Below are 25968 nucleotides of genomic sequence, written 5' to 3'. Positions count from 1 at the left end.
TTAGGGATATTAAGAGGTGAAAAACAATGAGAGAGAAGAAAAACATACCAGATAAAGAAAAAAATTTAACAGAAGGAAGCATATTAAGCTCCTTGGTTAATTTGGCGGTACCTATTATTTTAGCAAATGCCCTTCAAAGTATGTATCAGTTAATAGACACTTTTTGGTTAGGACGATTAGGTGCCAACGCTGTTGCGGCTGTAAGTTTAAGCTTTCCAATTTTATTCTTAATTCTTTCTTTGGGTGCAGGATTAACCCTTGCAGGTTCTGTAATTGTAGCTCAAGCAAAAGGAGCAAAAAATCAAAGAAATGTAAATTATAGTTCTTCTCAAACCGTTTTTGTCATCTTCTTTCTTTCCATTTTGTTATCGATTATAACCTATTTTGTGGCTGAACCATTAATGAAATTAGTTGGGGCAGGACCTGAAATCTTATCAGATTCTGTGATTTATTTTAAATATTCCTCTTTTGGATTTATGTTTCTTTTTATGTTTTTTGTTTTTCAATCCCTCATGCGTGGAATAGGGAATGTATGGCTACCAATGTACATTGTTTTGGGAACAGTTTTGTTGAATTTGGCTTTAGATCCTTTGTTTATTTTTGGATTTGGTTCTTTTGAGGGACTTGGGGTAGCAGGAGCAGCTTTGGCGAGTGTAATAACACAAGGTATTTCTGCCTTGGTTGGATTTTTTATTCTTCTAAAAGGGAAAAGAGGAATAAAAGTAAAATTTTCTCAAATGAAGTGGGACTTTGAATGGACTAAGCGAATGTTTTCTTTAGGAATTCCTTCTAGTTTGGAACAATCTGCACGTGCAGGAGCAATGACAATGCTTGTGGTTTTGGTTACGGGCTTCGGTAGTGAAGTTGTCGCAGCTTATGGAATTGGTGTTCGTGTTTTAAGTTTGATTGTGATACCTGCTTTAGGGTTTTCAATTGCTACTACAACCTTAGTTGGTCAAAATGTAGGGGCGCGACAAATAAAACGTGCCGAAAAAGTGGGGAATTTAAGTGCAAAAATTGCATTTTTTGGCTTAACATCAGTTGGTCTTTTACTTTTTGTATTTGCAGAACCAATTACTGCATTTTTTGTTCCCAATGATCCGCAAGTTATAAAAGATAGTGCGTTGTTTATTAAAATTATGGCGCCAAGTTTTGGAGTGCTCGGACTACAGCAGGTTATGAATGGTGTTTTTAATGGTGCTGGATTTACGCAAGTCTCTCTCTTAATTTCCATTTTTAGCTTGTGGATGATTCGTTTTCCTGTAGCATTTTTATTATCTAATAATACATCATTAGATGAGGTCGGTTTATGGTGGTCTTTTCCAATCTCTAACGTGTTGGCGGCAGCTGTTGGATTTATTTATTACAAGTCAGGACACTGGAAAAGTATGCTTATCAAGAGAAGGTATTTACTCAACAACAAATAAGAGAAGTGGTATATATTTTATATTTTAGATGAAAATTATTTTTATGAATCGGTTTATTTTCTGTTTGCTATTCGTCTTTTCGTATACATTTAGTAGCGCACAATCTTATCATTCTGAATTAGGGGTTGAGATCCAAGCGGCATCTTTTTCAGCTCAAGGTGGAACTTTTGGTGGCGCTTTAAAGTTCGCTTTTGTAGAGGAAGAAACAATTGCCTTCGGACCTAGTTTGAGATATCAATACATGTTTTCAAATAATACATATTTAGGAACTTCAGGAAAGTCATTTACATTAGGAGGTGGCGGTTTTTTTCATTATCGATTTTTAGATTGGTTTTATTTGGGTACTGAATTAGAGGTACTCAAAAATCCTTTTAATTACATGGTGCCAGACAAAAAATGGACGTTAACTGCTTTTATAGGTGGTGGTATTTCAAGAGACTTTGGTTTTGTGCGATTAAATGCGGGGATTTTATATGATGTGGTGGATGGTTTAAATAATCCCAATCTTTCGAATCCGAGTCCTTTGAGTCGTGATTATTTTTTGAAAATATCCGATCCTACCAACCCAAATATGGGGAAGTATGTTCCATTAATTTATCGCATAACGTTCTTTTTTCCGCTCAATAGAAATAGATAATATGTTTAAAAAGAAAATTCCTCTTGTAGAAGGAGATTATTATAAAACGAAAGAAGGCTACATTGTTTTTACTGAACAATATTTATTACGCCGTGGATATTGTTGTAAAAATGGTTGTAAACATTGCCCTTACGGTTACGATCCAAAGACAGATAGATTCGTGGATAAATAAGATTAAATGTTTATCCGTTACTTTACCCAATTTTCTACTGAATCGGTCATTCTGTTGGAGTGAAACTCCGAAGGGGCTTTTAATTTTTTACTAATCGAAAATTATCGTGTGGAAACAAGCGGACAAGCATTTAAAATTATGCAATTGTTCGGTTGTTTATTTTACTCATTAAGTTCTTCTGACACTTAACATTTCGATTGAATCCCATTTTTATAGAATGACGAGAAATCTATATTTATCACTTCAGATTAAAATCCATAATGTGTAATAAATGTTAAAAAGAGTAATCACAATCTAAATGCAGAAGTTGTGATAGCTTATTGAAAATTATCTATTCCTCCTCTAAAATTTTCTTTTTTTCATTTTCAAATTCCTCTTGGGTCAGAATTCCTTCATCTAATAAAGCTTTTAATTCTCTCAAACGATCTGCTTTTGAAGTTATTGAGCTTTTCTTCTTTTCCGTTTTGAATTCTGTTTCTTTAGGTGAAGTATGTATCTCTTTTTGTTTTTCAACTTCAATCACTTCTTCTTTAATTTCGTTATCTAAAGGAATAAGCTCGTATGTTCTACTTGGCTTGTATTTTAATGTCCATAGAAAAGGAATCATTATCAAGAATCCTCCAACGACCGCACCAACATGAACTTCTTCATCTTTTGTCATTGGGTAGTAAAAATCTTCATACCCATCTTTTGTTAACTTAATTCGTGTTGTGCTACCTGTAACTTTGGAGTCTGTATGACTGTAAGGTGTCGTTCCAACGGGTTCACTATCGATATAGACATTTGCACCACTAGGCACCGAATTAATCATTGTTGTACTAGCACAACTTGTTAGGAACAATGTCATCGCTAGTAACAGGGCTATAGATTTTTGAACATTTTTAATCATCTTAATTAAAGTTTTGAAAAGTAAAAATACTAAAAATTATTGTTTCATTTTTTTATTTCATCGCATGAGTAATAAGATTAATTTTTAAATTAAAAATTAGATGTCTACGCATTTTCTTTTTTTTAATAAATTAATATTTCGGGTTAAAATGAACAGTTGTTTGAACTACCCTAAAAAAAACAATACCTTTGCGCTCTTTTAAATAGAGTGATAAATAAATGAACAAAGGATTAATTGCATTAGCTTTTGGTGGCTTGGCACTGGGAATGACAGAGTTTAACATGATGGGGTTAATCCTAGAAATTGCGAACGACGTTCAAATATCTATTCCTGAAGCAGGTAATCTGATTGCAATCTACGCTCTAGGTGTGGTGATCGGCGCTCCAACATTAGTAGTGCTTACTGCCAATATGCCACCTAAACGCGTTCTCTTTTATCTAATGCTCTTGTTTTCAGTTTTTACCATTGTCTTTTCTTTATCTCCGAGTCCTTTAGGTCTTTACGTTTCAAGATTTATTTCTGGATTACCACATGGTGCTTTTTTTGGTGTTGGATCCGTTGTTGCTGCACAGCTCGCAAAACCTGGAAAAGAAGCACAAGCCATTTCTATTATGTTTACTGGAATGACCATTGCTAATTTAGCTGGAATTCCATTGGGAACTTATTTAGGCCAACATTTTTCGTGGCGTCTCACGTATATACTCATCAGCGGACTCGGTTTGGTTACTGCAATTTCTATTTATTATTGGTTGCCAACTATTGAAAAGCCAAATGTTAATGTCAAAAAACAATTAAATTACTTTTCACGCAAAGAAGCGTGGCTTATTATTGCGGTAATCGCCATTGGCACCGGCGGTTTATTTTCATGGATGAGCTACATTGCGCCGCTGGTTACAAAAGTAAGTGGAGTAGAAGAAAAAAATGTGCCTATAATTATGTTTTTGGTTGGATCAGGAATGTTTATCGGAAACTTAATAGGAGGGAAGCTTGCAGATACTGTAATTCCTACAAAAGCGGCTATGTATTCATTTTTAGCAATGACTATTTGTCTCTTGGTTAACTACTTCGTTTCAGGCGTAACATGGGCGGCTTACCCGATGGCTTTTATCACTGGTGCAGTTGCTTTTAGTATTGGTGCAAGTCTTCAAATGATGCTTATAAATAGTGCTGAAGGAGCAGAAACAATTGCTGCCTCTGCCGGACAAGGCGCTTTTAATATCGGGAACAGTTTGGGTGCCTATTTTGGAGCCATTCCTATTGGGTTAGGATTTGCCTATAATACACCTACACTTGTTGGAGCGGTTTTGGCATTTTCTGGAAGTTTATTAGCGCTTTTATATCTGCTGAAATATAGAATCAGACAAGTGAAAAAGAACGCTGCTGCATAGTTCTTTTTGAATTTCGCGAGTGATCTTAGTTAATGTTATTATTTCATGTGTTTTAGATTTAAACCGTATAAAAGCGCAAAAAGTGCTGAAGTTATAACTGTTATAATCACCGAAAACGTTAAAATAAGTTCCGAAGGCGTTATGATGTACATGAAAACAATTGGTAAAAAACTATACAGAATGTATAGGTGAAATCCTATCTTCTTCAATTTTAACATAAATACAATACTTACCAATCCTACCAATAAGGTAATTAATGTGGTAAGATGTGTCATATAAAATGCTTCGTTGTTGACGAATATAGTATGGTTTATAACTGTTTCTAAAATTTGTACAAATTGTTCCCCTAAACCACTCGCTTTTACCTCACTTATTGAAGTGTATAAAACGGCCAACTCTTCTTCAAGTGCTTCCTCGGAAAGAGGTCCGCTAAATATTGACATCACACTTCCAATTAAGCTTGTGGAGATATACAATCCACTTAGAACCACTAATACCAATAAGAAATTTGGTACTTTTTTAGGCGTATTATTAGTTGATTCGTCTATAGTTGTTATTTCATCATTCATAATAGTGAGTTATTTTTTTGTTTTAAAAACGATTTGCTTTTTCTCAAATATACTGACATATATTCATCTTCTTCTATAAAAGGAACATGCTTTCTATAGGCAGAATGAATTTCTTGTAGAGGCGAACTTGTCTTGTTCACACCTTTAAATTCTACTCCTTGCGCAGCGGCCATTAATTCAATGCCCAATATTTGCCATAAATTTTCTGTAACCCGAGCAAGTTTTGTAGCAGCATTTGCTCCCATGCTTACGTGATCTTCTTGTCCATTTGAGGAATCTATTGAGTCTATAGATGCTGGAGTGCATAATTGTTTATTCTGACTAACAATTGATGCAGCTGTATATTGTGCAATCATAAATCCACTGTTAAGTCCTGGCTTGGCAACTAAGAACGCAGGAAGACCTCTTTGACCTGACATGAGTTTATACACCCGTCGCTCCGAAATACTTCCTAATTCAGCTAAGGCAATTGCAAGAAAATCTAAGGAAATAGCTAAAGGTTGTCCGTGAAAATTACCTGCCGAAACAATTAAATCTTCATCAGGGAAAATTGTTGGGTTATCAGTAACAGCATTAATTTCTCGTTCAACAATTGTTGCAGCTTGATGAATGGCATCCCAACTTGCACCATGTACTTGAGGAACACATCTGAAACTATATGGATCTTGTACATGTACTTTTTCTTGGGTGATGAATTGACTATTCGATAGTATTTCCGATATCTCAGCAGCAGTTTTTATTTGACCTTCCTGATTTCTTACGCGATTTACAGATGGAGTGAAAGGATCTATTCTTCCATCGAAAGCTTCTAGCGACATTGCTGCATTCAGGTTGGCTTGTGCGTATAGAATCTTCGCTTCATATACGCAATGTGCTAAGTATGCACTCATAAATTGAGTTCCGTTTAACAAAGCAAGCCCTTCTTTAGATTGTAACTTTAAAGATGGTCTATTTAATTGCTCGAGAACAACTTTTGTTGAACATTTCTTATCTTCAAAATAAACTTCACCTTCCCCAATCAAAGCTAAAGCAACATGAGCTAAGGGAGATAAATCCCCAGAGGCACCCAAACTTCCTTGCTCATAAACAACGGGAATAATATCGTTGTTATAGAAGAAAATAAGTTGCTCAACTGTATTGACTTGAACACCAGAATGGCCATAATGCAGTCCGATAATTTTAAATAATAACATCGTTTTGACAATCGACTTGGGCACTTCTTGTCCGGTGCCACAAGCATGAGATCTCACTAGATTTACTTGTAGGTCTGCTAGTTTGTCTTTGGAAATAGATTGGTCATACAAAGAACCAAATCCTGTATTGATTCCATAAATATTGCCTGATGTCGATTCAATTTTATGATCCAAATAAGACCTACATTTTTTAACATCCTGACGCGCCTTCTCACCTAGTTCAAGTTGTTTTTCAGATGTAATAAATGAAAATAATTCATCTATTTTAAATGCTTGTTGATCAAGTATAAGTTTATCCATTCTAACAATATTTTTTTCAAATTCTTCAATGCTTAACGTTGTTTGTTCACCTGAAACCATCTCTTTTACAGTAACAGTGTTGCTTTCAAGTTCCGTATCTCCGATAATAACCGTATGCTTTACGTTTTTGTCATCGGCATATTTGAATTGCTTTTTGAGCTTCACCTGATCTGGGTATATTTCAGCAGGAATATTTGCGTTTCTTAATTTTTGAAGAATTGGAAGAGCATAATTCATTTCTCGTTCACCAAAATTAATGAATAAGAAATCAAGCGTTTGACTCACATTTTTGGAAATAGATCTAGCTCTGTTAGTACATCATAAATACGGTCGGCACCAAAAGAAATTCCAACTCCAGATAAATTTTTCATGCCAAATAGTCCTGTTAAATCATCATATCGTCCACCACCACAAATAGAGCCCATTTTAACACCATTTGCTTTAACTTCAAAAATAGCACCGGTGTAATAATTGAGTCCTCTGGCAAGTGTAACATCAAAGTCTAATTTTGCCTTTTTCAGTCCTAAAAGTGCCGTTTTTTCAAAAACATACTCAAGTTCCTCAATTCCTTTCATTCCAATTGCGCTATCGGATAAGAACTCTCGCATGAAACTAAGCATTTTATCTGTATTTCCAGTTAAGCTAAAAAGAGGTCTAATTTGCTCAATGGCGGCTGAACTAACCTGTTTACTTTGAAGTTCTTTGATGACTCCTTCCTCTCCAATTTTATCAAGTTTATCGATGGCAACGGTAATGTCGATTATTTTATCCTGCTCACCTGTAATCTCAGCTATCCCTGAAAGAATCTTTCGGTTGTTGATTTGTATTGTAAAATCTGGGATTTTTAATGCAGAAAGCACTTCATCAAAAATTTGAATAAAGTCAACTTCAAACATTAAAGAATCACTCCCAACAACATCAGCATCGCATTGGTAGAATTCCTGATATCGTCCTTTTTGAGGTCGATCAGCTCTCCACACAGGTTGAATTTGGTATCTCTTGAATGGAAAGGTAAGATCATTTTGATGCTGCACTACAAAGCGAGCAAAGGGAACAGTTAAGTCATAACGCAGTGCTTTTTCAGAAAGTGAATTTGCAAAACGCGGAAGGTTATGTTCTGCTAAAGCTTCCAAGTCTGCTTTCTTCACTTTATCTCCAGAGTTTAAAATACGAAAAATTAAACGATCTCCTTCCTCTCCATATTTTCCTAAAAGTGTTGAGGAAAGTTCAAAGGATGGCGTTTCAATAGGGGCGAAGCCATATTTTTTGAAAACAGATTTAATTGTATCGTAAATATAGTTTCTTCGATTAACTTGAAACGGAAGAAAGTCACGGGTTCCTTTTGGAATACTCGGTTTTTGCGCCATTTTTTATTTGTTTTAGGCAAAAATATAAAAAAACCACCTCAAAATTGAAGTGGTTCATAATATGTTGTATGTATTTTAATGCTATTCGAAAGCTTTTCCGAAAATTTTGCTGATCATCGGGCCAATAACAGGTAGTTCTTTCTTCTGACCATTCGCAGCATTAATAATACCTATTATCAAAAGTGCAAGCATTCCTAAATATAAAACCGGGTATAAAATCGTTGCGAATAAACCTCCAAAGCTTATGCTGATAAACATGAAAATTGTAATTACAATCATTAATGCGACCATTACAACAATTCCTGTTAGCATTAATCCTAAAGCTTGACGCAGGTGAAAGGCGCCAAAAGCTTTGTCTTCTCCCTTTTTGTCATTATTGAGCACTAACGCAATTATAAAGCCGATTAATGTAATGTAAGCTACCACTCCTACGGTAGTTTCTGTGTTTTGTTGTTTAACTTCAGTCATTTTTTTTAAGTTTAATTGTTGAATTAATGGTTTTTATTTCTACTTCTAAAACGCTTAGTTTAATTTGCAAAAGATTCGTTATAATTTTAAAATAAACTACTTCTTCACTTTTTGCTTCTTCTAAGCAACTTTAAATCACAATATTAATATTAATTTCGAATATGACAACCAATTTTCGGTTTCTTTGATGAAATTTTACACACAATTGTATGCGGTAGAATGCTAAAACTGTGTACGTTTATTTTTTTATTTTACACCTAGGGAATGAGGAGGGTATTTGAATAAAAAAGCATAAAAAAAGCCTTGATAAATTACCAAGGCTTTAAATATTATGAAGTTAATTCTACTTCTTTTTCTTTTTTCTTGTCTTTTTTGGTTTTTCTTCTTCAACGATTTCTTCGCCAGGAACCAAAATTCTACCACAGTGCTCACAAATGATGATTTTCTTCTTTTGGATAATATCCAATTGTCTTTGTGGTGGGATTCTATTAAAACATCCTCCACAAGAATCACGATCTACTGGTACAACAGCTAGTCCATTTTTAGCACTTGAACGAAGTCTTGCGTATGCAGTTTTTAAATGATCGTCCAATTTCTTCATTGCTTTTTCAGACTTTTTACGAAGTTTTTCTTCATCTTTTTCAGTCTCTGCAATAATATTATCTAGTTCAGATTTTTTAGCTTTTAAGTCCTTCTTACGTCCTGCTAATTGATCTTCAACTTCTTTTATCTTCTCTTTTTTGTTTTCAATTGTGAATTTTGCCTCTTTGGCCTTCTTTTCGTGTAATTGAATTTCTAACTCTTGATATTCAATTTCCTTACTTAAAGACTCAAATTCACGGTTATTTCTAACGTTGTTTTGTTTCTCCTTATATTGTAAAATAGCTGCCTGAGCATCTTTCTGCTCATTCTTGCGATCGCTAATTTCCGTTTCTACCTCTTTTAACTCATTAGTTAATTTTTCAACTCTTTTTTCAAGACCTTCAATATCTGCCTCTAAATCTTCAACCTCTAAAGGAAGCTCTCCTCGAATAGTTAAAATACGATCTATTTCCGAGTCAATTTGTTGTAAATTCTCTAATGCTTCTAAGCGCTCAGCGACTGTTGTGCTTGACTTAGCTTTTGCTTTTGTTGCCATATATGCTAAAAATATTTAATAGGATTTGTATTCACCTTACTTAAATGGAAGGCAAAGTTAATAAAATTTTTCTTCAATATCGCAAGAATTAAGTTCGGAGTATATTGCTCACTCTCAAAATGTCCGATGTCTGCAATAATTATCTTGTCTTCGGCATCAAAAAACTCATGGTATTTAAAGTCGCCTGTTATATAAATGTCTGCCTGCTTTGCTTTAGCATTGCCTAATAAAAAACTTCCTGAACCTCCACAAAAGGCTACCGTTTTTATTTTGTCTTTAATCAATGCCGTATGCCGTATTGTTCCGCAATTAAACGCCGATTTAACATGACTTAAAAACCGTTGAGTGTCCATTGCTTCTTCCAATTCGCCAATCATTCCGGCTCCTTCATCTTGATTGACATTAGAAATCGGGTAAACATCATAAGCTACTTCTTCATAAGGATGTGCAGCTTGCATTGCATGGATGATTTTTCCTTCTTTGTGACTTGGAATTAAAACCTCAATGCGCTTTTCTTCTACCTTTTCTCTATTGCCCGCTTTTCCAATTGTCGGATTTGCATTTTTACTAGGCTGGAATGCTCCTGTTCCCAAGCTTTCAAAACTACACGCCGAATATTCTCCAATATTTCCGCCACCCGCTTTGAAAATTGCTTGTGATACTTCATCGGCATTTGTTGTTGGACAAAAGAAAACGAGTTTCTTTAACACCTTCTTTTTAGGCGCCAAAATCTTTGGATTCGTAATTCCTAAACGTTGGGCAATTTCATAATTCACCCCAAATTTGTAATTGTCTATATTTGTGTGAATCGCATAAATAGCAATGTCGTTTTTTATCGCTTTTATGACCGTTCGTTCCACATAATTTTTACCGTTCAACTTTTTTAAACCTCCAAAAACTATGGGATGATGCGCAATGATTAAATTTGCCCCAACTTGAATCGCCTCGTTAACCGTTGCTTCAATGCAATCTAAAGAAAGCAAAACTGAGGTGACTTGCATATTGTTATCACCTACAATTAACCCAGAATTGTCATAACTTTCCTGACTGCTCAAAGGAGCCAAATTCTCCAATACTGTTGTGATGTCTTTTACTTGTAAATCCATAGCAGACAAAGGTAAGGAAATTATGAATTGTTCAATTACAAATTGTTGAATGCACCACAATGTTGCCTTTGGCAGGCTCAGTCAACGCAGTATCCTTTCGGTGACTGAGCCTATCGAAGGTACAGAAAGTCAGGTTTAATTCGCAAATCCTAATTGATTTAAAATCTGCCATAATGACGTAGAAGAATCAATTTTTTAAAGTAAAGTTATAAAAGCACGATATTTGATAAATCAATTTTCAAATTAGGAACAATTTTAATTGGGAATTGTATATTTATCGAGAATTACGAAAAAGAACAAAGAATTATGAATAATACAGATGAATTTAAGAAATTCGCTACAAAGCATTTAGGAATTAACAGTATGCACGTTGGTCAATATATTGAGTCTTCAATGACGCCTTACATTATTGAAGAACGTCAATTAAACATGTCTCAAATGGATGTATTCTCTCGTTTGATGATGGACAGAATTATCTTTTTAGGAACAGGAATCGATGATCAAGTGGCCAATATTATTAACGCACAGTTATTATTTTTGGAATCAGTAGATCCTAAAAAAGACATTCAGATTTATTTGAACTCTCCTGGAGGAAGTGTTTATGCTGGACTTGGAATTTATGACACGATGCAATACATTTCGCCAGATGTTGCTACAATCTGTACAGGTTTAGCCGCTTCAATGGGAGCAGTTTTATTGTGTGCTGGAGCAGAAGGAAAGCGTACTGCATTAAAGCATTCACGTGTGATGATTCACCAACCATTAGGTGGAGCTCAAGGTCAAGCTTCTGATATTGAAATTACAGCACGAGAAATCATGAAGTTGAAAAAGGAGCTTTATGATATCATTGCGGAACATACAGGTAAAACATACGAAAAAGTAGAGAAAGATTCTGACCGTGATTACTGGATGACTTCTCAAGAAGCTAAGGATTACGGAATGGTAGACGAAGTTTTACTACGTAAGAAAAAATAGGTTAATTTTAGAGTAGTTCAAAGGTTGCTTTTTGGGTAGCTTTATAGAATTGCTTAATTTTGCAAAATAAATCAAAAGGTCGATACCATTATTGACCTTTTTTTGACACAATATATGAGTAAAAAAGAAACAATTTGTTCTTTCTGTGGCCGACCTAAAAGTCAGGTGAGATTATTGATTGCTGGAATATCAGGACACATTTGTGATCACTGTATTATTCAGGCACAATCAATCGTAAAGGAGGAAATTCCAAACGGTGATTTAGAAATAGAAGGTGGTGAAAATGCACCGCTAAATCTAATGAAGCCAACAGAGATAAAAACAAAACTAGACGAGTATGTAATTGGTCAGCTTTCTGCAAAGAAAACCTTATCTGTTGCGGTTTACAATCATTATAAACGTTTGAACCAAAAAGTAGGTGACGACGATATTGAGATTGATAAGTCTAATGTTGTAATGGTGGGAAGAACAGGGACAGGAAAAACATTATTGGCGAAAACCATTGCTAAAATGCTAAATGTTCCTTTTTGTATTGCCGATGCAACAGTTTTAACTGAAGCAGGTTATGTTGGTGAAGACGTAGAAAGTATTTTATCGCGTTTGTTGCAAGCTGCAGATTATAATGTACAAGCCGCAGAACGTGGAATCATTTTTATTGATGAGATTGATAAAATTGCACGAAAAAGCGACAATCCATCCATTACAAGAGATGTTTCTGGAGAAGGAGTACAGCAAGCTTTGCTTAAACTGCTAGAAGGAGCAGAGGTTAGCGTTCCACCGCAGGGAGGAAGAAAGCATCCAGAACAAAAAATGGTGAAAGTAAACACTAAAAACATTTTGTTTGTTTGTGGAGGAGCTTTCGACGGAATTGAAAAAATCATTGCGCGTCGTGTAAATCGTCAAACCATTGGTTTTGCCAACGAAGAGGAAGAGCGCATCGACAAAGATAATTTACTGGAATTCGTTAATCCAACAGATTTGAAAACATTTGGTTTGATTCCAGAATTAATTGGTCGTTTTCCTGTGTTAACCTACTTAGAACCGCTTGACAAAGCAGCGTTACGTAGAATTTTAACGGAGCCGAAAAACTCACTTTTCAAGCAATACGTTAAACTCTTTGAAATTGACGGAATTGATTTGAAATTTGACAGTGAAGTTTTAGATTTCATCGTAGAAAAAGCCATCGAATTCCAATTAGGAGCGCGTGGTTTACGTTCAATCTGCGAGGCCATCCTTACAGAAGCGATGTACGAAATTCCAGCACAAGAAAATCCAGAAAAAGAATACAGAGTTACTTTAGAATATGCCGAAAAACAGTTTTCTCAGTCAAAAATGGCAAAGATGAAAGCAGCGTAACTTATTCTCAGATAGATAATTTTTTAAAAGCGGTTTTGATTATTCAAAGCCGCTTTTTTTTTGGGGGAATAATTTGTGGGGAAGGATGGGGGGAGTTACATCATAGAACTCAGATGAGTGCTTTGTAATGAATAACTTCCAGTAGCTTGTTTTATTGATTTAATTGTTAAATTTGGAATAAAACTTACAGGTTGGCTAAACGTAATACGATTGGCTAGCTTTTACCTGCAAACCGTCCACAACAAAAGTATAATAAAACTTGTTTTAAAGCCTAGGATGTAATAACTTTGTATATACACAATAGTTTATGTTATGGAGATTTCGATTATAAAAATAGGTAATTCAAAGGGCTTTCGGCTACCCAAAATCATCTTAGAGAAATATAATATTTCAGATAAGGTTGAATTGATCATGGAAAAAGGACAAATTATACTTAAGCCTATTAGTGAGCCTAGAAAAGGTTGGGATAACGCATTCAAAAGAATGAATAAGGAAGGTGACGACCAACTTTTCTTTGAGGATGTTTTTGAGGATGAAAATTTCGACGAATGGAATTAGAACAATACGACATCGTTTTAGTCAATCTAGACCCAACGCTAGGTAGTGAGATAAAGAAAACAAGACCGTGTGTAGTTATTTCCCCAAATGAGATTAATGATAATTTGCGAACAATTACGATTGCACCAATGACTACGAAAAGCAAGAAGTACCCAACTCGAGTAAAAGTTAAACACAACAAACAAATTGGTTGGGTGATAGTCGATCAGATTCGAACCATTGATAAAACCAGGGTCATTAAAAACCTAGGCACTCTTTCGGACAATGAAATATTATTATGTAAGCAAGTTATAAGAGAAACATTTGTCGATTAATTAAATGGCAGCAGGTAACATATCCTTTGATGGTCAGCCTGTGCAACCCTTCGATTTTTACACTAATGTATATGTAAAAGTTTGTATCTTCGATAAAAGATTTAAAAACAGGCCGCCGCAAAAGTTTAAAATCATAAGTGAAATTTGCTCATTAAATGAACAAACTATTGAGAAGGGATTAAATTCATCATTTGCTGATTTTGAAGATGCTTTGCAATATTTTAATGCAACCGAAGCAGAATGCGATATAATATTAACCAGAAATGGTAAGGACTTTAAAAAGTCATTACTTCCCATTATGACACCTGATGAATTTATAAAAAGTCTAATTTAGTGATGTAAAGATTTATTAAATAATTTTTAGTTCAAAAAAATATGAAAATATCAAAACATTTTATTTTTATTTTCGTCGTATTTGCATTGACTATAAGTTGTAAAAAACAAAAGTTAAAAGGAGAGTATAAAAACTTGGTTGGAACTTGGATTTCTATACATTCTTTTCAAGTCGGTGGATGTGGAAATGTCGTTGATACTCCTATAAATCCAGATTTAAGACTCGAATTATGCAGGCAAGGTAAGTATAAGGCATATCGAGGTGGTAATAAAGTTGAATCGGGAAGACTCGTAAAATCACAAGACATATTGAAATTTGAAGAAGGAATAGGTGGGCTCAGAAGTGAAGGGAATAAATGGTTAAATAACCATCTGATTTATTCCTTCAATACGGATACATTAAAGGTAGGACGAAATTCGTGCGGTGATGATTATAGATATCTTTTTGTTAAGAATTAATGAACATATATGTGACAGTTGTATATATTTATTTTGCTTGGTTTTTTTCTTTTTGGGTGTAAAAAAGAACAAGTCCCACCTGCAGAGCAAAATCATTATCAATCGGAGGGGAATTTTTTACTTTTTGTAGTTGGGGACACGCTTGAAGCTGCGTATGAATATAATTTATCAACGATTCAAGTTAACAATGATACTTTGCCAATTCTCTTTGAGTCGCAAACTGATGGAACAGGAATGCAAGAGTATAGAATTTGGAAAATGCAACCAAACGATGACACTTTGTTTTGGACGTACGAAAGCTCCTCATACTTTGTAGAAGATGAGATTAATATTAATGACCTTCTCTTTGAGTATGCTCCATTGCCTTATGACTCAACTCAATTTCAAATTATCTCTTCAAAACTGAATACAGATATTGAGCAACTTTGGACAAAAGTTTCAAGATTACAAATTGTTAAGGAGTACCGAAACGTATCACCCGATTCCAAAATTGGTATCTCAAGACAGGTTCTATATTCTTACAATGAAGAACTTAGTTCTAGTGTTCCAGCTGAAAAATACCTTATCTTTTTTGTGAAATATTAGAAGTGAGGATTTGTATAGGTATTCTTTCAACTTACCTTTTATAGGTTTCAGATGGATTTGAAACTATGCTCTCAATAAACTGCCCAGATTAGTACATCTAGCTTTTGCTTCTAAAAACCTTATCAGATGTTAGCCATTTAGAGAATTTTATTCTAATCATAAATCTATGACTCTTTTGGTTCATATAATGGTTTAGTTCTCCTTGAATTGTTAAATTATTCAGTTCAAAACGCTTGCATTCGCACAGCGTCAAGAACTAATTCTAAATTCCAATCTCTTTTCTACTTTTAATCAATCCCAAGCATTATCTTTGCGTCAAAATATTTTTGAAATGGCATTAAAGTGTGGAATTGTTGGATTGCCGAATGTAGGTAAATCTACTTTATTTAATTGTTTATCGAATGCAAAAGCGCAATCGGCAAACTATCCGTTTTGTACTATCGAGCCTAACGTAGGAACGATTTCTGTTCCAGATCCTCGTTTAGAGAAATTGGAAGAACTGGTGAAACCAGAGCGCGTTGTACCTACAACAATGGAAATCGTTGATATTGCTGGGTTAGTAAAAGGGGCTTCGAAAGGAGAAGGACTAGGAAATCAATTCTTGGCAAATATCCGTGAAACTGATGCTATTATTCATGTTTTACGTTGTTTTGAGAACGATAACATTGTTCATGTGGACGGTTCTGTAGATCCAATTCGCGACAAAGAGGTGATTGACTATGAATTGCAATTGAAAGACCTTGAAACAGTTGAGAAAAGATTAAACGGTTTGGCCAGAGCAGCTAAATCTGGCGATAAAGAAGCAAAAAGAGCTTTTGAATTAGCAGAAAAAATCAAGAATCATTTAGAGTCGGGGGAATCTGTGCGTTCAATGGAATTCGATGAAAACGAATGGCCACACGTAAATGAATTACAACTCATTACCGTAAAACCTGTTCTTTATTTATGTAATGTTGATGAATCTTCTGTAAAAGACGGAAATAAATTTGTTGACCAAGTAAAAGAAGCGGTAAAAGACGAAGAAGCTGAAGTTTTGGTCATTGGAGCTCAAATTGAAGCCGATATTATCGAATTAGATACTTTCGAAGAACGTCAAATGTTTATGGAAGAACTTGGTTTAACTGAACCAGGTGTAAACCGTTTGATTCGTTCGGCATACAAGTTATTGGACTTAGACACTTACTTTACGGCAGGAGTAAAAGAAGTGCGCGCATGGACAGTCCTCAAAGGATCAACTGCACCACAAGCTGCTGGAGTAATACACTCCGACTTCGAAAAAGGATTTATTCGTGCCGAAGTAATGAAATACGAAGATTTTGTAAAATACGGTTCTGAAGCTGCCTGCAAAGAAGCAGGGAAATTCGGAATTGAAGGAAAAGAATACATCGTTCAAGATGGAGATATAATGCATTTTAGATTTAATGTCTAAAAATGCGTTGACATTTTAAGGAGAGGGAATAGGACTCAGCACTTTTCCTGCTTTCGCTTAAATAAAATATTTGGGTGACCAAAATTAGTCGGTAATTAATCACTATTTGCTAAAAGATTTCTCCATCCCAAAAACCAAAGATTTTAGGGATGATCGAAATGACATTCACTTTAGAGTTGGTAAAGGAAAAAACGAGGAAAAGCGTAGCTTTTCCTCGTTTTTTCCATCTATCTTTACAACCTTGTCATTTCGACAGAGTCCCGAGAATTCGGGGCGACGAGAAATCTTTACAAATCAATTTATTACGTGTGTTAATAATGAAAAAATTGTAATTTATCGATTACAATTTGCAACATAAAGAGTTAACGACCTATCTTGTTAGCCCAATTAAATTTTAATAAGAGGTGATGAAAAATCTTGATTTTTTATCACCTTTTTTAATTTTCATTAGGGTTATCCATTTAAATCGCATTCAAAAATTTCTCCACTCAATCATCCAAGACAGCTTTTATACAAGGCTTGCAGCTAGAATTAGCTTCTTTTCTTTTTCGCATTGCTCCAAAAAGAAACAAAAAAATCTAGCGCCTGATATTTTTTCTTGTCTTCACTTCTAAAAGTCGATAATGTCGGTGATCTCATCCGCAAGCTCCAGAGCTTCCGCCATTATTAGCGATTTTCAGCGCGCTACAACTTCTAAAAAAAATAAAGCGCGTCCGAATAAACTTACATTTTTCTTTACAATACCTTGGTTCAACAGTTGCACTATTTTTTTACATCAAATGTGGTAATTCAGTAGACTGATACAACATCCAACCCGTTATGCTTTTCCTCGAAGTATTTGCCTGTAAAACTTCATGAAAAAGCACATCGCTCCTAAAAAGAACACATCTATTTTCTAGTGGTTCAACATCAATAGGAACGTTGTTTTCAGGATAGACCCTGAGTTCGCCGCCATCGCCTTTTTGCCAATCTTTGTTCAAATAAATAATCATGCTGACCATTCTGTTTCTTCTGCCATCAAATTGATCGAGGTGTTTCTTGTAATAAGAACCTTTTGGATAATGAGCCAAATGAAATTCATAATCGGCTAAACTCAAATACATGAGCTGGTTTATTATGTTTTTTACTTCTTCAAAAACAGAGAATAAAGGAGTGATTTGTGTGTCTACATCTCGATTTAACCAATAGGTGTAATCTCCTCGTATTTCTTTGATGACTTTCTCGCTACCCGATTGACCAATTGCAGCTTTATCAAAAGCACCTTCGTACTGTTTCTGCTCAAAAAATGAGTGGATGTTTTTTAATTGTTCGGGGTTTAGAAATTGGTCGATAATTACATAATCCTGCTGGGCCAACAAATCCATTTGTTCATCCCAAAACTTAAGGTTTCTTTTCATTTAATTTAATCGGGATAAAAGTAGATTAAAAAATATATAAATAGTAATGGATTTTAATTTTTATACCTCATTTTAACATTTCGATCTTCACTTTTTATTAAAAGAGAAAGTTTTGCGCTACACTAAATTATCAGATAGTTATGACTTGAATTGTGTTTTAATTACATGAGAATTCAAACACTTGACCTACTGAGATTCTGTATAGAAACCTAGATTCAAACCATAAGTGACGAATAATAAATATGACAAATAAAAAGTCACTTTTCTCATATTCTAAGACAGAGGTCTTTTGTAGCATAAAATGTGAGTAGTTTTCATTATCTTTGGGGTTTCATAAAAAACTTGATATGCGTTTTCATTTTATTCTATTGTTCTTCGTATTATTAATTTCATGTACAAATGAAAAATCAAATATAGATAATGTCAAAGAACAATTAATGGATGGATCTTGGCGATTAGTGGAGAGTGAACAGCCATTCAAGCGATTTCATTCAGGATTAAAATTTTCCCAAGATGGTCAAGTTTTTAACGTCGATTCTCAAGGAAGAATTGTTGTTCCTTTGCATGAACGCATGTTTTACATAGCATCAGACACCTTAAAATTAATTGATTATAAATATGAGTCAAAGTTTCTTGAAACAAATGGTACAGAACTTTTGTTGATAGAAGAATTGAATGAAGAGGAGCTAGTGCTCAATATCATTTACCCTATAGGACCAAATAAGTTAACATTCCAAAAACAAAAATAGATATATGAAATTACTAAATGCACAGCAAATAAGAGAGTTAGAATCCATTACGATGGAGCGACAAAACATAACAAGTGCAGATCTTATGCAGCGAACTGCAAGTAAAACATATTTTTGGATCAAACATAACCTAGGATTAAAATATGCGTATACAGTAGTTGTAGGGCCAGGAAATAACGGCGGAGACGGTCTAGTTTTGGCGCAGTTTTTAACACGAAATGACTACGACGTAGAATGTGTATTGCTTGAAGTTAGTGATACATATACGCCAGAATATACCTATGAATTAGAAAAGTTAAAACGATCTGACTGTAAGATAAAATCTGTAAAAACAGAAGCAGATTTCGAAGAGGTTAACCTTACAGGAAGAATTGTAATAGATGCAATATTTGGTATCGGTTTGTCACGTCCTGCTGCAAATATGGTAGCAAGTTTTATAGAAAAAATAAATACCTCCTTAACACAAAGTGTTATTGCTATTGACTTGCCATCAGGTTTGTATTGCGATCAATTAAATAGTCCTGATGATACGATTGTTCTTGCCGATACCACATTAACATTTCACGTTCCTAAACCTTCATTTTTCTTTTTAGAAGGTGGAAATTCAGTCGGGAAAATTATCGTTTTAGATATCCGTTTAGACTACGCTTATGCAAATGATATAGATAGTAAATATTTTTATTTGACAACTGAACTAGTTGGAACATCTTTAAAGAAGCGAACTATTTTTACGCATAAAGGAAATTATGGACACGCCAACCTAATAGGAGGCCGCAAGGGAATGATTGGAGCAGCAGTTTTAATGACTAAGGCAGCAAGCTTTTCAGGCGTAGGACTAATAACCTCAACAGTTCCATCGGTTGGTTTAGAAATACTTCAACAACGCGTGCCTGTTGCAATGTGTGAAACACGATATGGAGAACATCAATTAGAAGGTGAAATCGAAATAGATGAAAAATATACATACGGAATTGGTCCTGGAATGGGGACTTCAGCGGCATCCGTTCAGTTTTTATCTAATTTTCTTGATAAAATCGATCGTCCCGTGGTAATAGATGCGGACGCTATTAATTGTATTGCTGAAAATCCAGAACTATTAAATAAAGTGCCTGAAAACAGTATTCTTACACCTCATGTGAAAGAATTTAGAGGATTAGCAGGTGACACCACAGATAGTCTAAAACAACTTGAGTTGTTGACCAGCTTCTCAATGAAACACAAGGTTTATATTGTTTTAAAAGATGCAAGAACCATTGTTTGTACACCTGAAGGAAAGTGTTTATTTAGTCTTAATGGAACACCAGGTATGGCAACAGGAGGTACTGGAGATGTATTGACAGGTATTCTAACTGGATTGTTAGCTCAAGGATATACACCAGAGGAAACAGCAAAGGTTGGATTGGTGTTGCACGGTGTTGCAGGTGAGCTTGCTGCAGAACGCTTAACGGAATACGCCATGACAGCAGAAACGATAATTGAAGAAATAGGAAATGCATTTAAGGTGCTTCTCAATGCGTAACATTGTAATGGGAAGGTGAAAATATTAATAATTGATTAGTATTTTCCTTCCCATCGCATTTTGATCTCCTTCTCTATATCTTGTTCTCTTTTTGAACTTCCAGCTTTAAAAAACGTCGCTCCTTTAACTTCATCAGGCATAAATTCTTGAGTAACAAAATTGCCCGGATGATCATGCGAATATTTATAACCTTTCCCATAGTCTAGCTCCTTCATTAATCTTGTAGGTGCATTTCTTAAAGGCAGTGGTACGGGCAGGTTCCCCGTTTTTTTACCAATTCCTGAGCTTGATTTATAGCCATATAACTTGCATTACCTTTTGGCGAAGTTGCTAAATAAACCGTGCATTGCGACAATATAATTCTTGCTTCAGGAAAACCAATTGTGTTCACCGCCTGAAAAGTATTGTTCGCCATGATGAGCGCTGTAGGGTTAGCCAAACCAATGTCTTCACTGGCAGAAATAATTAATCTTCGAGCAATAAATTTAGCGTCTTCACCTCCTTCAATCATTCTGGCTAACCAATAAACCGCAGCATTGGGATCGCTTCCTCGAATAGATTTTATAAATGCCGAAATAATGTCGTAATGTTGCTCTCCATCTTTGTCATATCGTGCAATGTTTTGCTGAGCGATAGAAAAAACATCATCATCTTTCACGTCTATTTTGGCATCCTTTGGAAAAGTATTCACCACAATTTCTAGCAATGTAAGCAGTTTTCTAGCATCACCTCCCGAAATGCGAATAAGGGCATTGGTTTCCTTAAGTTTAATGTCGAGCTGTGACAAATACTCATCCCTTTGCAAAGCGTTATTAAGCAACAATTCAAGCTGACTTTTATCCAAAGATTTTAAAGTATAAACCTGACATCGAGAAAGCAATGCGGAAATTACCTCAAAAGACGGATTTTCTGTCGTCGCACCAATTAAAGTTACCACGCCTTTTTCAACCGCTCCAAGTAAAGAATCTTGCTGTGCTTTAGAGAATCGGTGAATCTCATCTATGAACAGAATTGCGCCAGCCCGTTCAAACATTCCTTGGTTTTCAGCTTTTTTAATGACCTCTCGTACATCTTTCACACCCGATGAAATCGCTGAGAGCGTATAAAAAGGCCGTTTTAATTGTTTAGCAAGTAGGGTAGCCAAAGTTGTTTTTCCAACACCAGGCGGTCCCCATAAAATTAAAGAAGGAAGAACACCAGCATCCAAAGATTTTCTTAAACTGGCACCTTTTTGCAATAAATGTTCTTGTCCCACATATTCGTCCAAACTTTTTGGTCGCATACGTTCTGCTAATGGGGTAGTGGGTGCGTTCAACATATTTGATTTTTAATACAAAAGTAAGGATTAAAACGAGATTTTTTGTGCTTTCTCGCATGAACTATTAATCACATGGTCGACTGCTTTTTTAGGATTTCTTAACGAAAGAAAATTAATTTATTAGACATTTATGAGTATTCTACAAAAAACTTAATACACTTAATATTGTTAATCAGAAAATAAATTAATTATGAATAACGCTTTACTCATACTCATGTTGTCTTTTTTCTCTTTTGTTTCACATACGCAAACTGTTGAAGGGATTTGGCAAACATTTAGTGAATCAGGTGAATTACAATCAGATGTAAAACTTTACGTAAAAAATGGAAAGTTATATGGCAAAATGCTCAAGTTTTATAACTCCAAAGCCAATCAAAATGATAAAAAATGTTTGAAATGCAAAGGGGAAAGAAAAAATCAACCATTAGTAGGTTTAACTTTTATGAATGGTCTTTCAAAGTCGGGAGATGAATGGGAGGGAGACGAAGTTTTACTAGATCCCGAAAACGGCAAGGAATACGACGGAAAAATATGGTTAATCAACGAAAACAAATTAGCTATGCGTGGATATCTGGGATGGCTATATGAAACCCAATATTGGAAAAGGAAACAATAACATTTAATACTCAGAAATTTTTAATAGCTTTATAAAAAAACGCAATGAGATATATTTTAGCGCTCTTATTTGGAATTATTTTCCTTCACACGAATGCCCAATCTATAGAAGGGATATGGGAAACTTATGATGATGAAAGTGGGCAGTTAAAATCTGAAGTTAAAATTTACTTGAAAGATGGAAAACTATACGGAAAAATCGTCGAATTGCACAATTTAAATATCCCTATTTCAAAAGCAAAATGTTATGACTGTACTGATTACAGAAAAGATCAGCCCGTAATTGGAATGGAAATCATGTCTGGATTAACAAAAGATGGAAAGTATTGGACAGCAGATGACGTGCTTCTAGATCCTAATAACGGTAAGGTTTACGATGCTAAAATATGGCTTATGGAAGATAATAAGCTCGCTGTGCGTGGATATTTAGGTTGGTTCTACAGGACACAGTACTGGAAAAGAAAGTAAATTAAGGCCTTTTTCCGTCTTTATCTCCAAGTTGCCTTCTTGAATGCGCATTACTTCATCGCTTTTTAAGGAGCTTCCAAGGTCGCTCTTCAAAAACGTGAGTAATAGCACATCAAGTGCACCAAGCTTTTCGCCACCGCCGGGGCAGGGCAACAAACTTATTCCCCTTACTTTTTGCGAAATAAAAAATACTTTGTTTTCAGCTGTGCAATAAAAACTATACTAAGGATTATTATCAATAGTTGAGCCGATTACAAAAAATAATGTTCAGCATAACCCGGATTCCAAGACAGGGTCTTTTGTAACATAAAATAGCAAACTTCATCGACTACGTCGAATTTTTTAGCCCGGATTATTCATGCATTTAATTTTAAATCTATTCTAGGCACAAGACCTAAAGTAATATATGTATATTTCGCGGGGCTTGTAACGACGAATAGATCAAAATTAAATCAAAATCTTACAAATACACAAATACCCAAAAATGGGTTTCTCAAATTTTACAGGAAATACAGTTAAAATACTGACTTACAAATGTTAATATTCTTAAACTTTAAGATTGGTGAATAATTCGGGTTAGATTGAATTACACCTGACGCTGAAGGTGTCAAGTAATTATAGCCCCGTGTAAGCAAAGCGCAACGCGGGGCTATAAATATCGGTATAATTCTTTTTGGCGGCATTTTTGTCGCGTAGCAATACAAAAATGATGACAAAAAAAATCGTGAATCAAAATATTACCTGTATTCTAAAGTAGCGGGGCTTTTGTGATATAAAATAGCTGATTTTAGTAACTTAGTCAATTTGTTAGATAGAATTATTAACTTCGTTGAACTCGCAAGCTCGGTTCATGAGATTATTTTGTATTTTAGATGAGATTCGTGATTTGATGATAATAGTATTCTATATCAACAAATTACAATTGAAATATAAAATCAAAAGAATTCAAACATTAAGGACTGATACCCAAATTTGGGGTAGTTTTATACGATACAAAAATAACCCGAAAAATTCATAGAAAGATAGGATAAAAGGGTGCAAAGTGTTATTTTTAAAGTCCTTAAACATAAAAAACATACACTTTTAGCACACCCAATTATGAGTATCAAAAATACAGTATTTTATCGAGGTAAAAAGGAGGTTTTAGTAGATTTTTCAGCTCAAGAGATAAGTTCTGATGGAGCCTTGATTTATTTGGAGCAATTAGAGAGAAAACATGGCTTGTTAAAAAGAATAAGTTCATTTATTCCAGACAACCGTAATCCCTTGTATACCATTTACGACAGATACTCGCAGTTAAAGCAGCGCGTATTTATGCTAAAGTTTTTTTTAGGCTTCGAACCCGCCACCAAAGGCAGAGTTCAACACCAAGACAATGAACTCAAGCCTTACTTGACCTCATTGATGCTTAATTGTTTTAGCGGCTGCCTTCTTTTCTTCCGTTTTAGTTTGTTAGTTTGTTAATTTTAGTTTCATCATAATGTCTGTTTGCTCATCGTTGCCAAGTTTAAAAATGTGCTTATCAAATTCTACAAAACCATTTTTTTTGTAAAATTTGATTGCTCTTGGATTTTCTTCCCAAACGCCTAACCAAATATAATCTGCATCTTTCTGCTTGGCTATTTCAATTGCTTTATCATAAAGAATTTGTCCGATTTTTTTTCCTTGAAACTCTTTAAGTACGTAAATTCTTTCGATTTCAAGAGACTTGTCGTCTTTTAATTCCGTTTGAGAATCGCCAAAATTTATTTTCAGATAACCAACAATTTTATTTTCAAGTTGGACAAAATAAAATATGGCGTTTTTGTCGTTCAATTCAGCCGTCAGCTTTTCAATGGAAAATCGTTCGTCTAAATATTTCTGCATGTTTTCTTGGGTGTTACCTGTCGAAAATGTTTCGTAAAAAGTCTGTCTTCCAATTTTTTGCAATTGGTCTATTTCATTGGTCGTTATTCGTGTTATTTTCATAAATTCCATTCGTAATTTAGCCATTCATTATTTTGATTAGCACCCAACCTTTCATAAAATTTTTGACCTGCTTTGTTCCAAGGTGCAACCGTCCATTTTATTTGTTCGCAATTATGCACCAACGCTTCATCCCACAAAGCGTTCATCAGTCGTTCGCCAATTTTCCGACCACGATAATTTTCGTCCACATAAAGTTCTTTCATATAAATTGCAGGTTTGTTTTGGGCAGTGTAAGGTAAAAAATAATAGACCAATATTCCCACAATTTTATCGTTGTCTTCGGCTACAATACAATGAAAGTCAGGTGGGCTTTTCCGAAAACCACTGTTCTTTACAACTTCTGGCGTAATTGCAAAACTGTCAATATATTTTTCAAAAACAGCTAATTCTTTCATTAAAACCCAAATTTTATGACTGTCTTTTTCTGTTGCTTTTCTAATGATTATGTCCATTTTTTTTTGTTTTGATGGTTGTTCAGATAAGGTTGCCGCTAACGATTTGCATATTCTGGCATTGAGGCAATTTGCTTACACAATCATAAATATATTCAATATTTAAAAGCAAATTGTTATTTTGTATTGAGTTGATTTTGAAATTCAGTTAAATATTTTGCTATGTGGAAACCATCAACTAATCCATGATGAGCTTCTATAGAAATCGGTAACATCCTTTTTCCTTCTCGGATAGTAAACTTTCCAAATGTTATTTTAGGAACAGATTCTTTTTGGTCAAAATTTGTAGGATGTAATAATCCGCTAAATGAATTCCATGGAATAGTTGAATGACGAATTAAATCCTTTTTAATATCATCGTTATTTAGTCTTAATCCTGAACAGTTTTTTACTGCTAAAATTTCATTTTTTAATTCTGCGTTAAAAGTCTCAAAATCTAAAGTAAAATTAACAAATCCAAAGCCGAAAGTTTCGTCTTCTCTTCCAACAGTTATTCCAGCATGAACTTTTTCGAATTCTATTATTTCATTATCAACGATTCTATATTTTAGTTCATCTACAGAATTAACTGCAATCATTGATTTATGAAGGTAATTTGCAAAGAAAGATATACCGTTTTCTTTAGAATTTTTATAGCATTCATCACAATCAACTTCTGTAACTATCCCGAAAGTTGGACTTGCCATTTTTGAAAAAAAATCAAAATGCTCTTTTCTTTTCCATTTAGTTAAATCTATTTTTTTCATTAATAATTTGTTGTATTAAGTTTATGAATACGTATTCTTTGGTTTAGGGGTTACAGCTAACGTCTCGCAAATA

At 34.6% G+C, this 25968-nt stretch carries 28 protein-coding genes and 1 pseudogene; 17 read left to right on the top strand and 12 right to left on the bottom strand.

Going from position 1 to position 25968, the window contains the following annotated elements; translation table 11 throughout:
• Window positions 1–26 precede the first annotated feature (26 nt).
• From CW751_RS09680 to CW751_RS15435, 3 genes are read left to right on the top strand one after another with little or no spacing between them, the layout of a single operon-like run.
• Window positions 27–1427, top strand: a complete 1401-nt coding sequence (locus CW751_RS09680; RefSeq protein WP_101334801.1) for an MATE family efflux transporter — start codon at window positions 27–29, stop codon at window positions 1425–1427.
• 43 nt (window positions 1428–1470) lie between these two features.
• Window positions 1471–2064 (top strand): hypothetical protein, encoded by a 594-nt coding sequence (locus CW751_RS09675; protein ID WP_133122191.1) that lies wholly within the window; start codon window positions 1471–1473, stop codon window positions 2062–2064.
• A gap of 1 nt (window position 2065) precedes the next feature.
• The gene (locus CW751_RS15435; protein ID WP_165779278.1) at window positions 2066–2236 is read left to right on the top strand and encodes a DUF5522 domain-containing protein; all 171 of its coding nucleotides are present in this window, start codon (window positions 2066–2068) and stop codon (window positions 2234–2236) included.
• A 331-nt stretch (window positions 2237–2567) separates the two neighbouring features.
• On the opposite strand, the gene CW751_RS09670 is transcribed toward CW751_RS15435, so the two are convergent.
• Complete coding sequence (locus CW751_RS09670) at window positions 2568–3125, bottom strand: PEGA domain-containing protein (protein ID WP_101334799.1); 558 nt, start codon at window positions 3123–3125, stop codon at window positions 2568–2570.
• Between the two features lie 218 nt (window positions 3126–3343).
• Between CW751_RS09670 and CW751_RS09665 the strand changes: the two genes are divergently transcribed.
• On the top strand, window positions 3344–4513 hold the full coding sequence (locus tag CW751_RS09665; protein WP_101334798.1) for an MFS transporter: 1170 nt from the start codon (window positions 3344–3346) through the stop codon (window positions 4511–4513).
• 38 nt (window positions 4514–4551) lie between these two features.
• Here CW751_RS09665 and CW751_RS09660 read toward each other — a convergent pair whose 3' ends face one another.
• From CW751_RS09660 to CW751_RS09635, 6 genes are all read right to left on the bottom strand, one after another.
• Entirely contained in the window at window positions 4552–5082 is a 531-nt protein-coding gene (locus CW751_RS09660) for a hypothetical protein (protein ID WP_101334797.1), read from the bottom strand.
• Entirely contained in the window at window positions 5079–6860 is a 1782-nt protein-coding gene (gene hutH, locus CW751_RS09655; protein WP_101334796.1) for a histidine ammonia-lyase, read from the bottom strand. Before hutH ends, CW751_RS09660 begins: the two co-directional genes overlap by 4 nt.
• Window positions 6857–7942 carry a histidine--tRNA ligase gene (gene hisS, locus CW751_RS09650; RefSeq protein WP_101334795.1) on the bottom strand — a complete coding sequence of 362 codons (1086 nt, stop codon included), beginning with the start codon at window positions 7940–7942 and terminating at the stop codon, window positions 6857–6859. The genes hutH and hisS overlap by 4 nt, the downstream gene beginning before the upstream one ends.
• A gap of 81 nt (window positions 7943–8023) precedes the next feature.
• Entirely contained in the window at window positions 8024–8410 is a 387-nt protein-coding gene (locus CW751_RS09645; RefSeq protein ID WP_101334794.1) for a DUF4870 domain-containing protein, read from the bottom strand.
• Between the two features lie 343 nt (window positions 8411–8753).
• The gene (locus CW751_RS09640) at window positions 8754–9548 is read right to left on the bottom strand and encodes a zinc ribbon domain-containing protein (protein ID WP_101334793.1); all 795 of its coding nucleotides are present in this window, start codon (window positions 9546–9548) and stop codon (window positions 8754–8756) included.
• A 5-nt stretch (window positions 9549–9553) separates the two neighbouring features.
• Complete coding sequence (locus tag CW751_RS09635; protein WP_101334792.1) at window positions 9554–10654, bottom strand: Nif3-like dinuclear metal center hexameric protein; 1101 nt, start codon at window positions 10652–10654, stop codon at window positions 9554–9556.
• Window positions 10655–10960: 306 nt separating this feature from the next.
• On the opposite strand from CW751_RS09635, the gene clpP reads away from it, so the two are divergent.
• The 8 genes from clpP to ychF all read left to right on the top strand — a co-directional run bounded on the left by clpP (window position 10961) and on the right by ychF (window position 16663).
• Window positions 10961–11629 (top strand): ATP-dependent Clp endopeptidase proteolytic subunit ClpP, encoded by a 669-nt coding sequence (clpP, locus tag CW751_RS09630; RefSeq protein WP_101334791.1) that lies wholly within the window; start codon window positions 10961–10963, stop codon window positions 11627–11629.
• A 114-nt stretch (window positions 11630–11743) separates the two neighbouring features.
• Window positions 11744–12985: an ATP-dependent Clp protease ATP-binding subunit ClpX gene (gene clpX / locus CW751_RS09625; RefSeq protein ID WP_101334790.1), complete on the top strand. Its 1242-nt coding sequence runs from the start codon at window positions 11744–11746 to the stop codon at window positions 12983–12985.
• A 312-nt stretch (window positions 12986–13297) separates the two neighbouring features.
• The gene (locus tag CW751_RS09620; protein ID WP_101334789.1) at window positions 13298–13543 is read left to right on the top strand and encodes an AbrB/MazE/SpoVT family DNA-binding domain-containing protein; all 246 of its coding nucleotides are present in this window, start codon (window positions 13298–13300) and stop codon (window positions 13541–13543) included.
• Complete coding sequence (locus CW751_RS09615; protein ID WP_101334788.1) at window positions 13534–13857, top strand: type II toxin-antitoxin system PemK/MazF family toxin; 324 nt, start codon at window positions 13534–13536, stop codon at window positions 13855–13857. Before CW751_RS09620 ends, CW751_RS09615 begins: the two co-directional genes overlap by 10 nt.
• Window positions 13858–13861: 4 nt before the next feature.
• On the top strand, window positions 13862–14191 hold the full coding sequence (locus CW751_RS09610) for a PIN domain-containing protein (RefSeq protein WP_240612558.1): 330 nt from the start codon (window positions 13862–13864) through the stop codon (window positions 14189–14191).
• Between the two features lie 41 nt (window positions 14192–14232).
• Window positions 14233–14649: a hypothetical protein gene (locus tag CW751_RS09605; RefSeq protein ID WP_101334787.1), complete on the top strand. Its 417-nt coding sequence runs from the start codon at window positions 14233–14235 to the stop codon at window positions 14647–14649.
• Window positions 14650–14682: 33 nt separating this feature from the next.
• Entirely contained in the window at window positions 14683–15234 is a 552-nt protein-coding gene (locus tag CW751_RS09600) for a hypothetical protein (RefSeq protein ID WP_205677811.1), read from the top strand.
• Between the two features lie 331 nt (window positions 15235–15565).
• Entirely contained in the window at window positions 15566–16663 is a 1098-nt protein-coding gene (gene ychF, locus CW751_RS09595) for a redox-regulated ATPase YchF (protein ID WP_101334785.1), read from the top strand.
• 770 nt (window positions 16664–17433) lie between these two features.
• Here ychF and CW751_RS09585 read toward each other — a convergent pair.
• Window positions 17434–18060: a 2OG-Fe(II) oxygenase gene (locus tag CW751_RS09585; protein ID WP_240612557.1), complete on the bottom strand. Its 627-nt coding sequence runs from the start codon at window positions 18058–18060 to the stop codon at window positions 17434–17436.
• Window positions 18061–18407: 347 nt separating this feature from the next.
• Between CW751_RS09585 and CW751_RS09580 the strand changes: the two genes are divergently transcribed.
• Together CW751_RS09580 and CW751_RS09575 are read left to right on the top strand one after the other, a co-directional pair.
• A complete protein-coding gene (locus CW751_RS09580) occupies window positions 18408–18809 on the top strand; it encodes a hypothetical protein (RefSeq protein ID WP_133122190.1) in 402 nt (133 codons plus the stop codon).
• A 4-nt stretch (window positions 18810–18813) separates the two neighbouring features.
• Window positions 18814–20328 (top strand): NAD(P)H-hydrate dehydratase, encoded by a 1515-nt coding sequence (locus tag CW751_RS09575; protein ID WP_101334782.1) that lies wholly within the window; start codon window positions 18814–18816, stop codon window positions 20326–20328.
• A gap of 35 nt (window positions 20329–20363) precedes the next feature.
• On the opposite strand, the pseudogene CW751_RS09570 reads toward CW751_RS09575, so the two are convergent.
• Window positions 20364–21646, bottom strand: a pseudogene (locus tag CW751_RS09570) (replication-associated recombination protein A).
• A gap of 190 nt (window positions 21647–21836) precedes the next feature.
• Between CW751_RS09570 and CW751_RS09565 the strand changes: the two are divergent.
• The 3 genes from CW751_RS09565 to CW751_RS09555 all read left to right on the top strand — a co-directional run bounded on the left by CW751_RS09565 (window position 21837) and on the right by CW751_RS09555 (window position 24193).
• On the top strand, window positions 21837–22262 hold the full coding sequence (locus CW751_RS09565; protein ID WP_101334781.1) for a DUF2147 domain-containing protein: 426 nt from the start codon (window positions 21837–21839) through the stop codon (window positions 22260–22262).
• Between the two features lie 44 nt (window positions 22263–22306).
• Entirely contained in the window at window positions 22307–22729 is a 423-nt protein-coding gene (locus tag CW751_RS09560; RefSeq protein ID WP_101334780.1) for a DUF2147 domain-containing protein, read from the top strand.
• Between the two features lie 1098 nt (window positions 22730–23827).
• Window positions 23828–24193 carry a transposase gene (locus CW751_RS09555; protein ID WP_101334779.1) on the top strand — a complete coding sequence of 122 codons (366 nt, stop codon included), beginning with the start codon at window positions 23828–23830 and terminating at the stop codon, window positions 24191–24193.
• Here the strand turns inward: CW751_RS09555 and CW751_RS09550 are convergent.
• From CW751_RS09550 to CW751_RS09540, 3 genes are all read right to left on the bottom strand, one after another.
• A complete protein-coding gene (locus CW751_RS09550) occupies window positions 24182–24706 on the bottom strand; it encodes a GNAT family N-acetyltransferase (protein WP_101334821.1) in 525 nt (174 codons plus the stop codon). The genes CW751_RS09555 and CW751_RS09550 overlap by 12 nt on opposite strands.
• Window positions 24694–25149: a GNAT family N-acetyltransferase gene (locus CW751_RS09545; RefSeq protein WP_101334778.1), complete on the bottom strand. Its 456-nt coding sequence runs from the start codon at window positions 25147–25149 to the stop codon at window positions 24694–24696. Before CW751_RS09545 ends, CW751_RS09550 begins: the two co-directional genes overlap by 13 nt.
• Window positions 25150–25265: 116 nt before the next feature.
• Complete coding sequence (locus CW751_RS09540) at window positions 25266–25895, bottom strand: CatA-like O-acetyltransferase (protein WP_101334777.1); 630 nt, start codon at window positions 25893–25895, stop codon at window positions 25266–25268.
• Between the last annotated feature and the right edge of the window lie 73 nt (window positions 25896–25968).

The sequence above is a fragment of the Brumimicrobium salinarum genome, from assembly GCF_002844555.1.
Taxonomy (GTDB): Bacteria; Bacteroidota; Bacteroidia; order Flavobacteriales_D; family Crocinitomicaceae; genus Brumimicrobium; species Brumimicrobium salinarum.
Note: the sequence above shows the minus strand (reverse complement) of the source record. Positions and strands in the feature narration are given on the sequence as shown.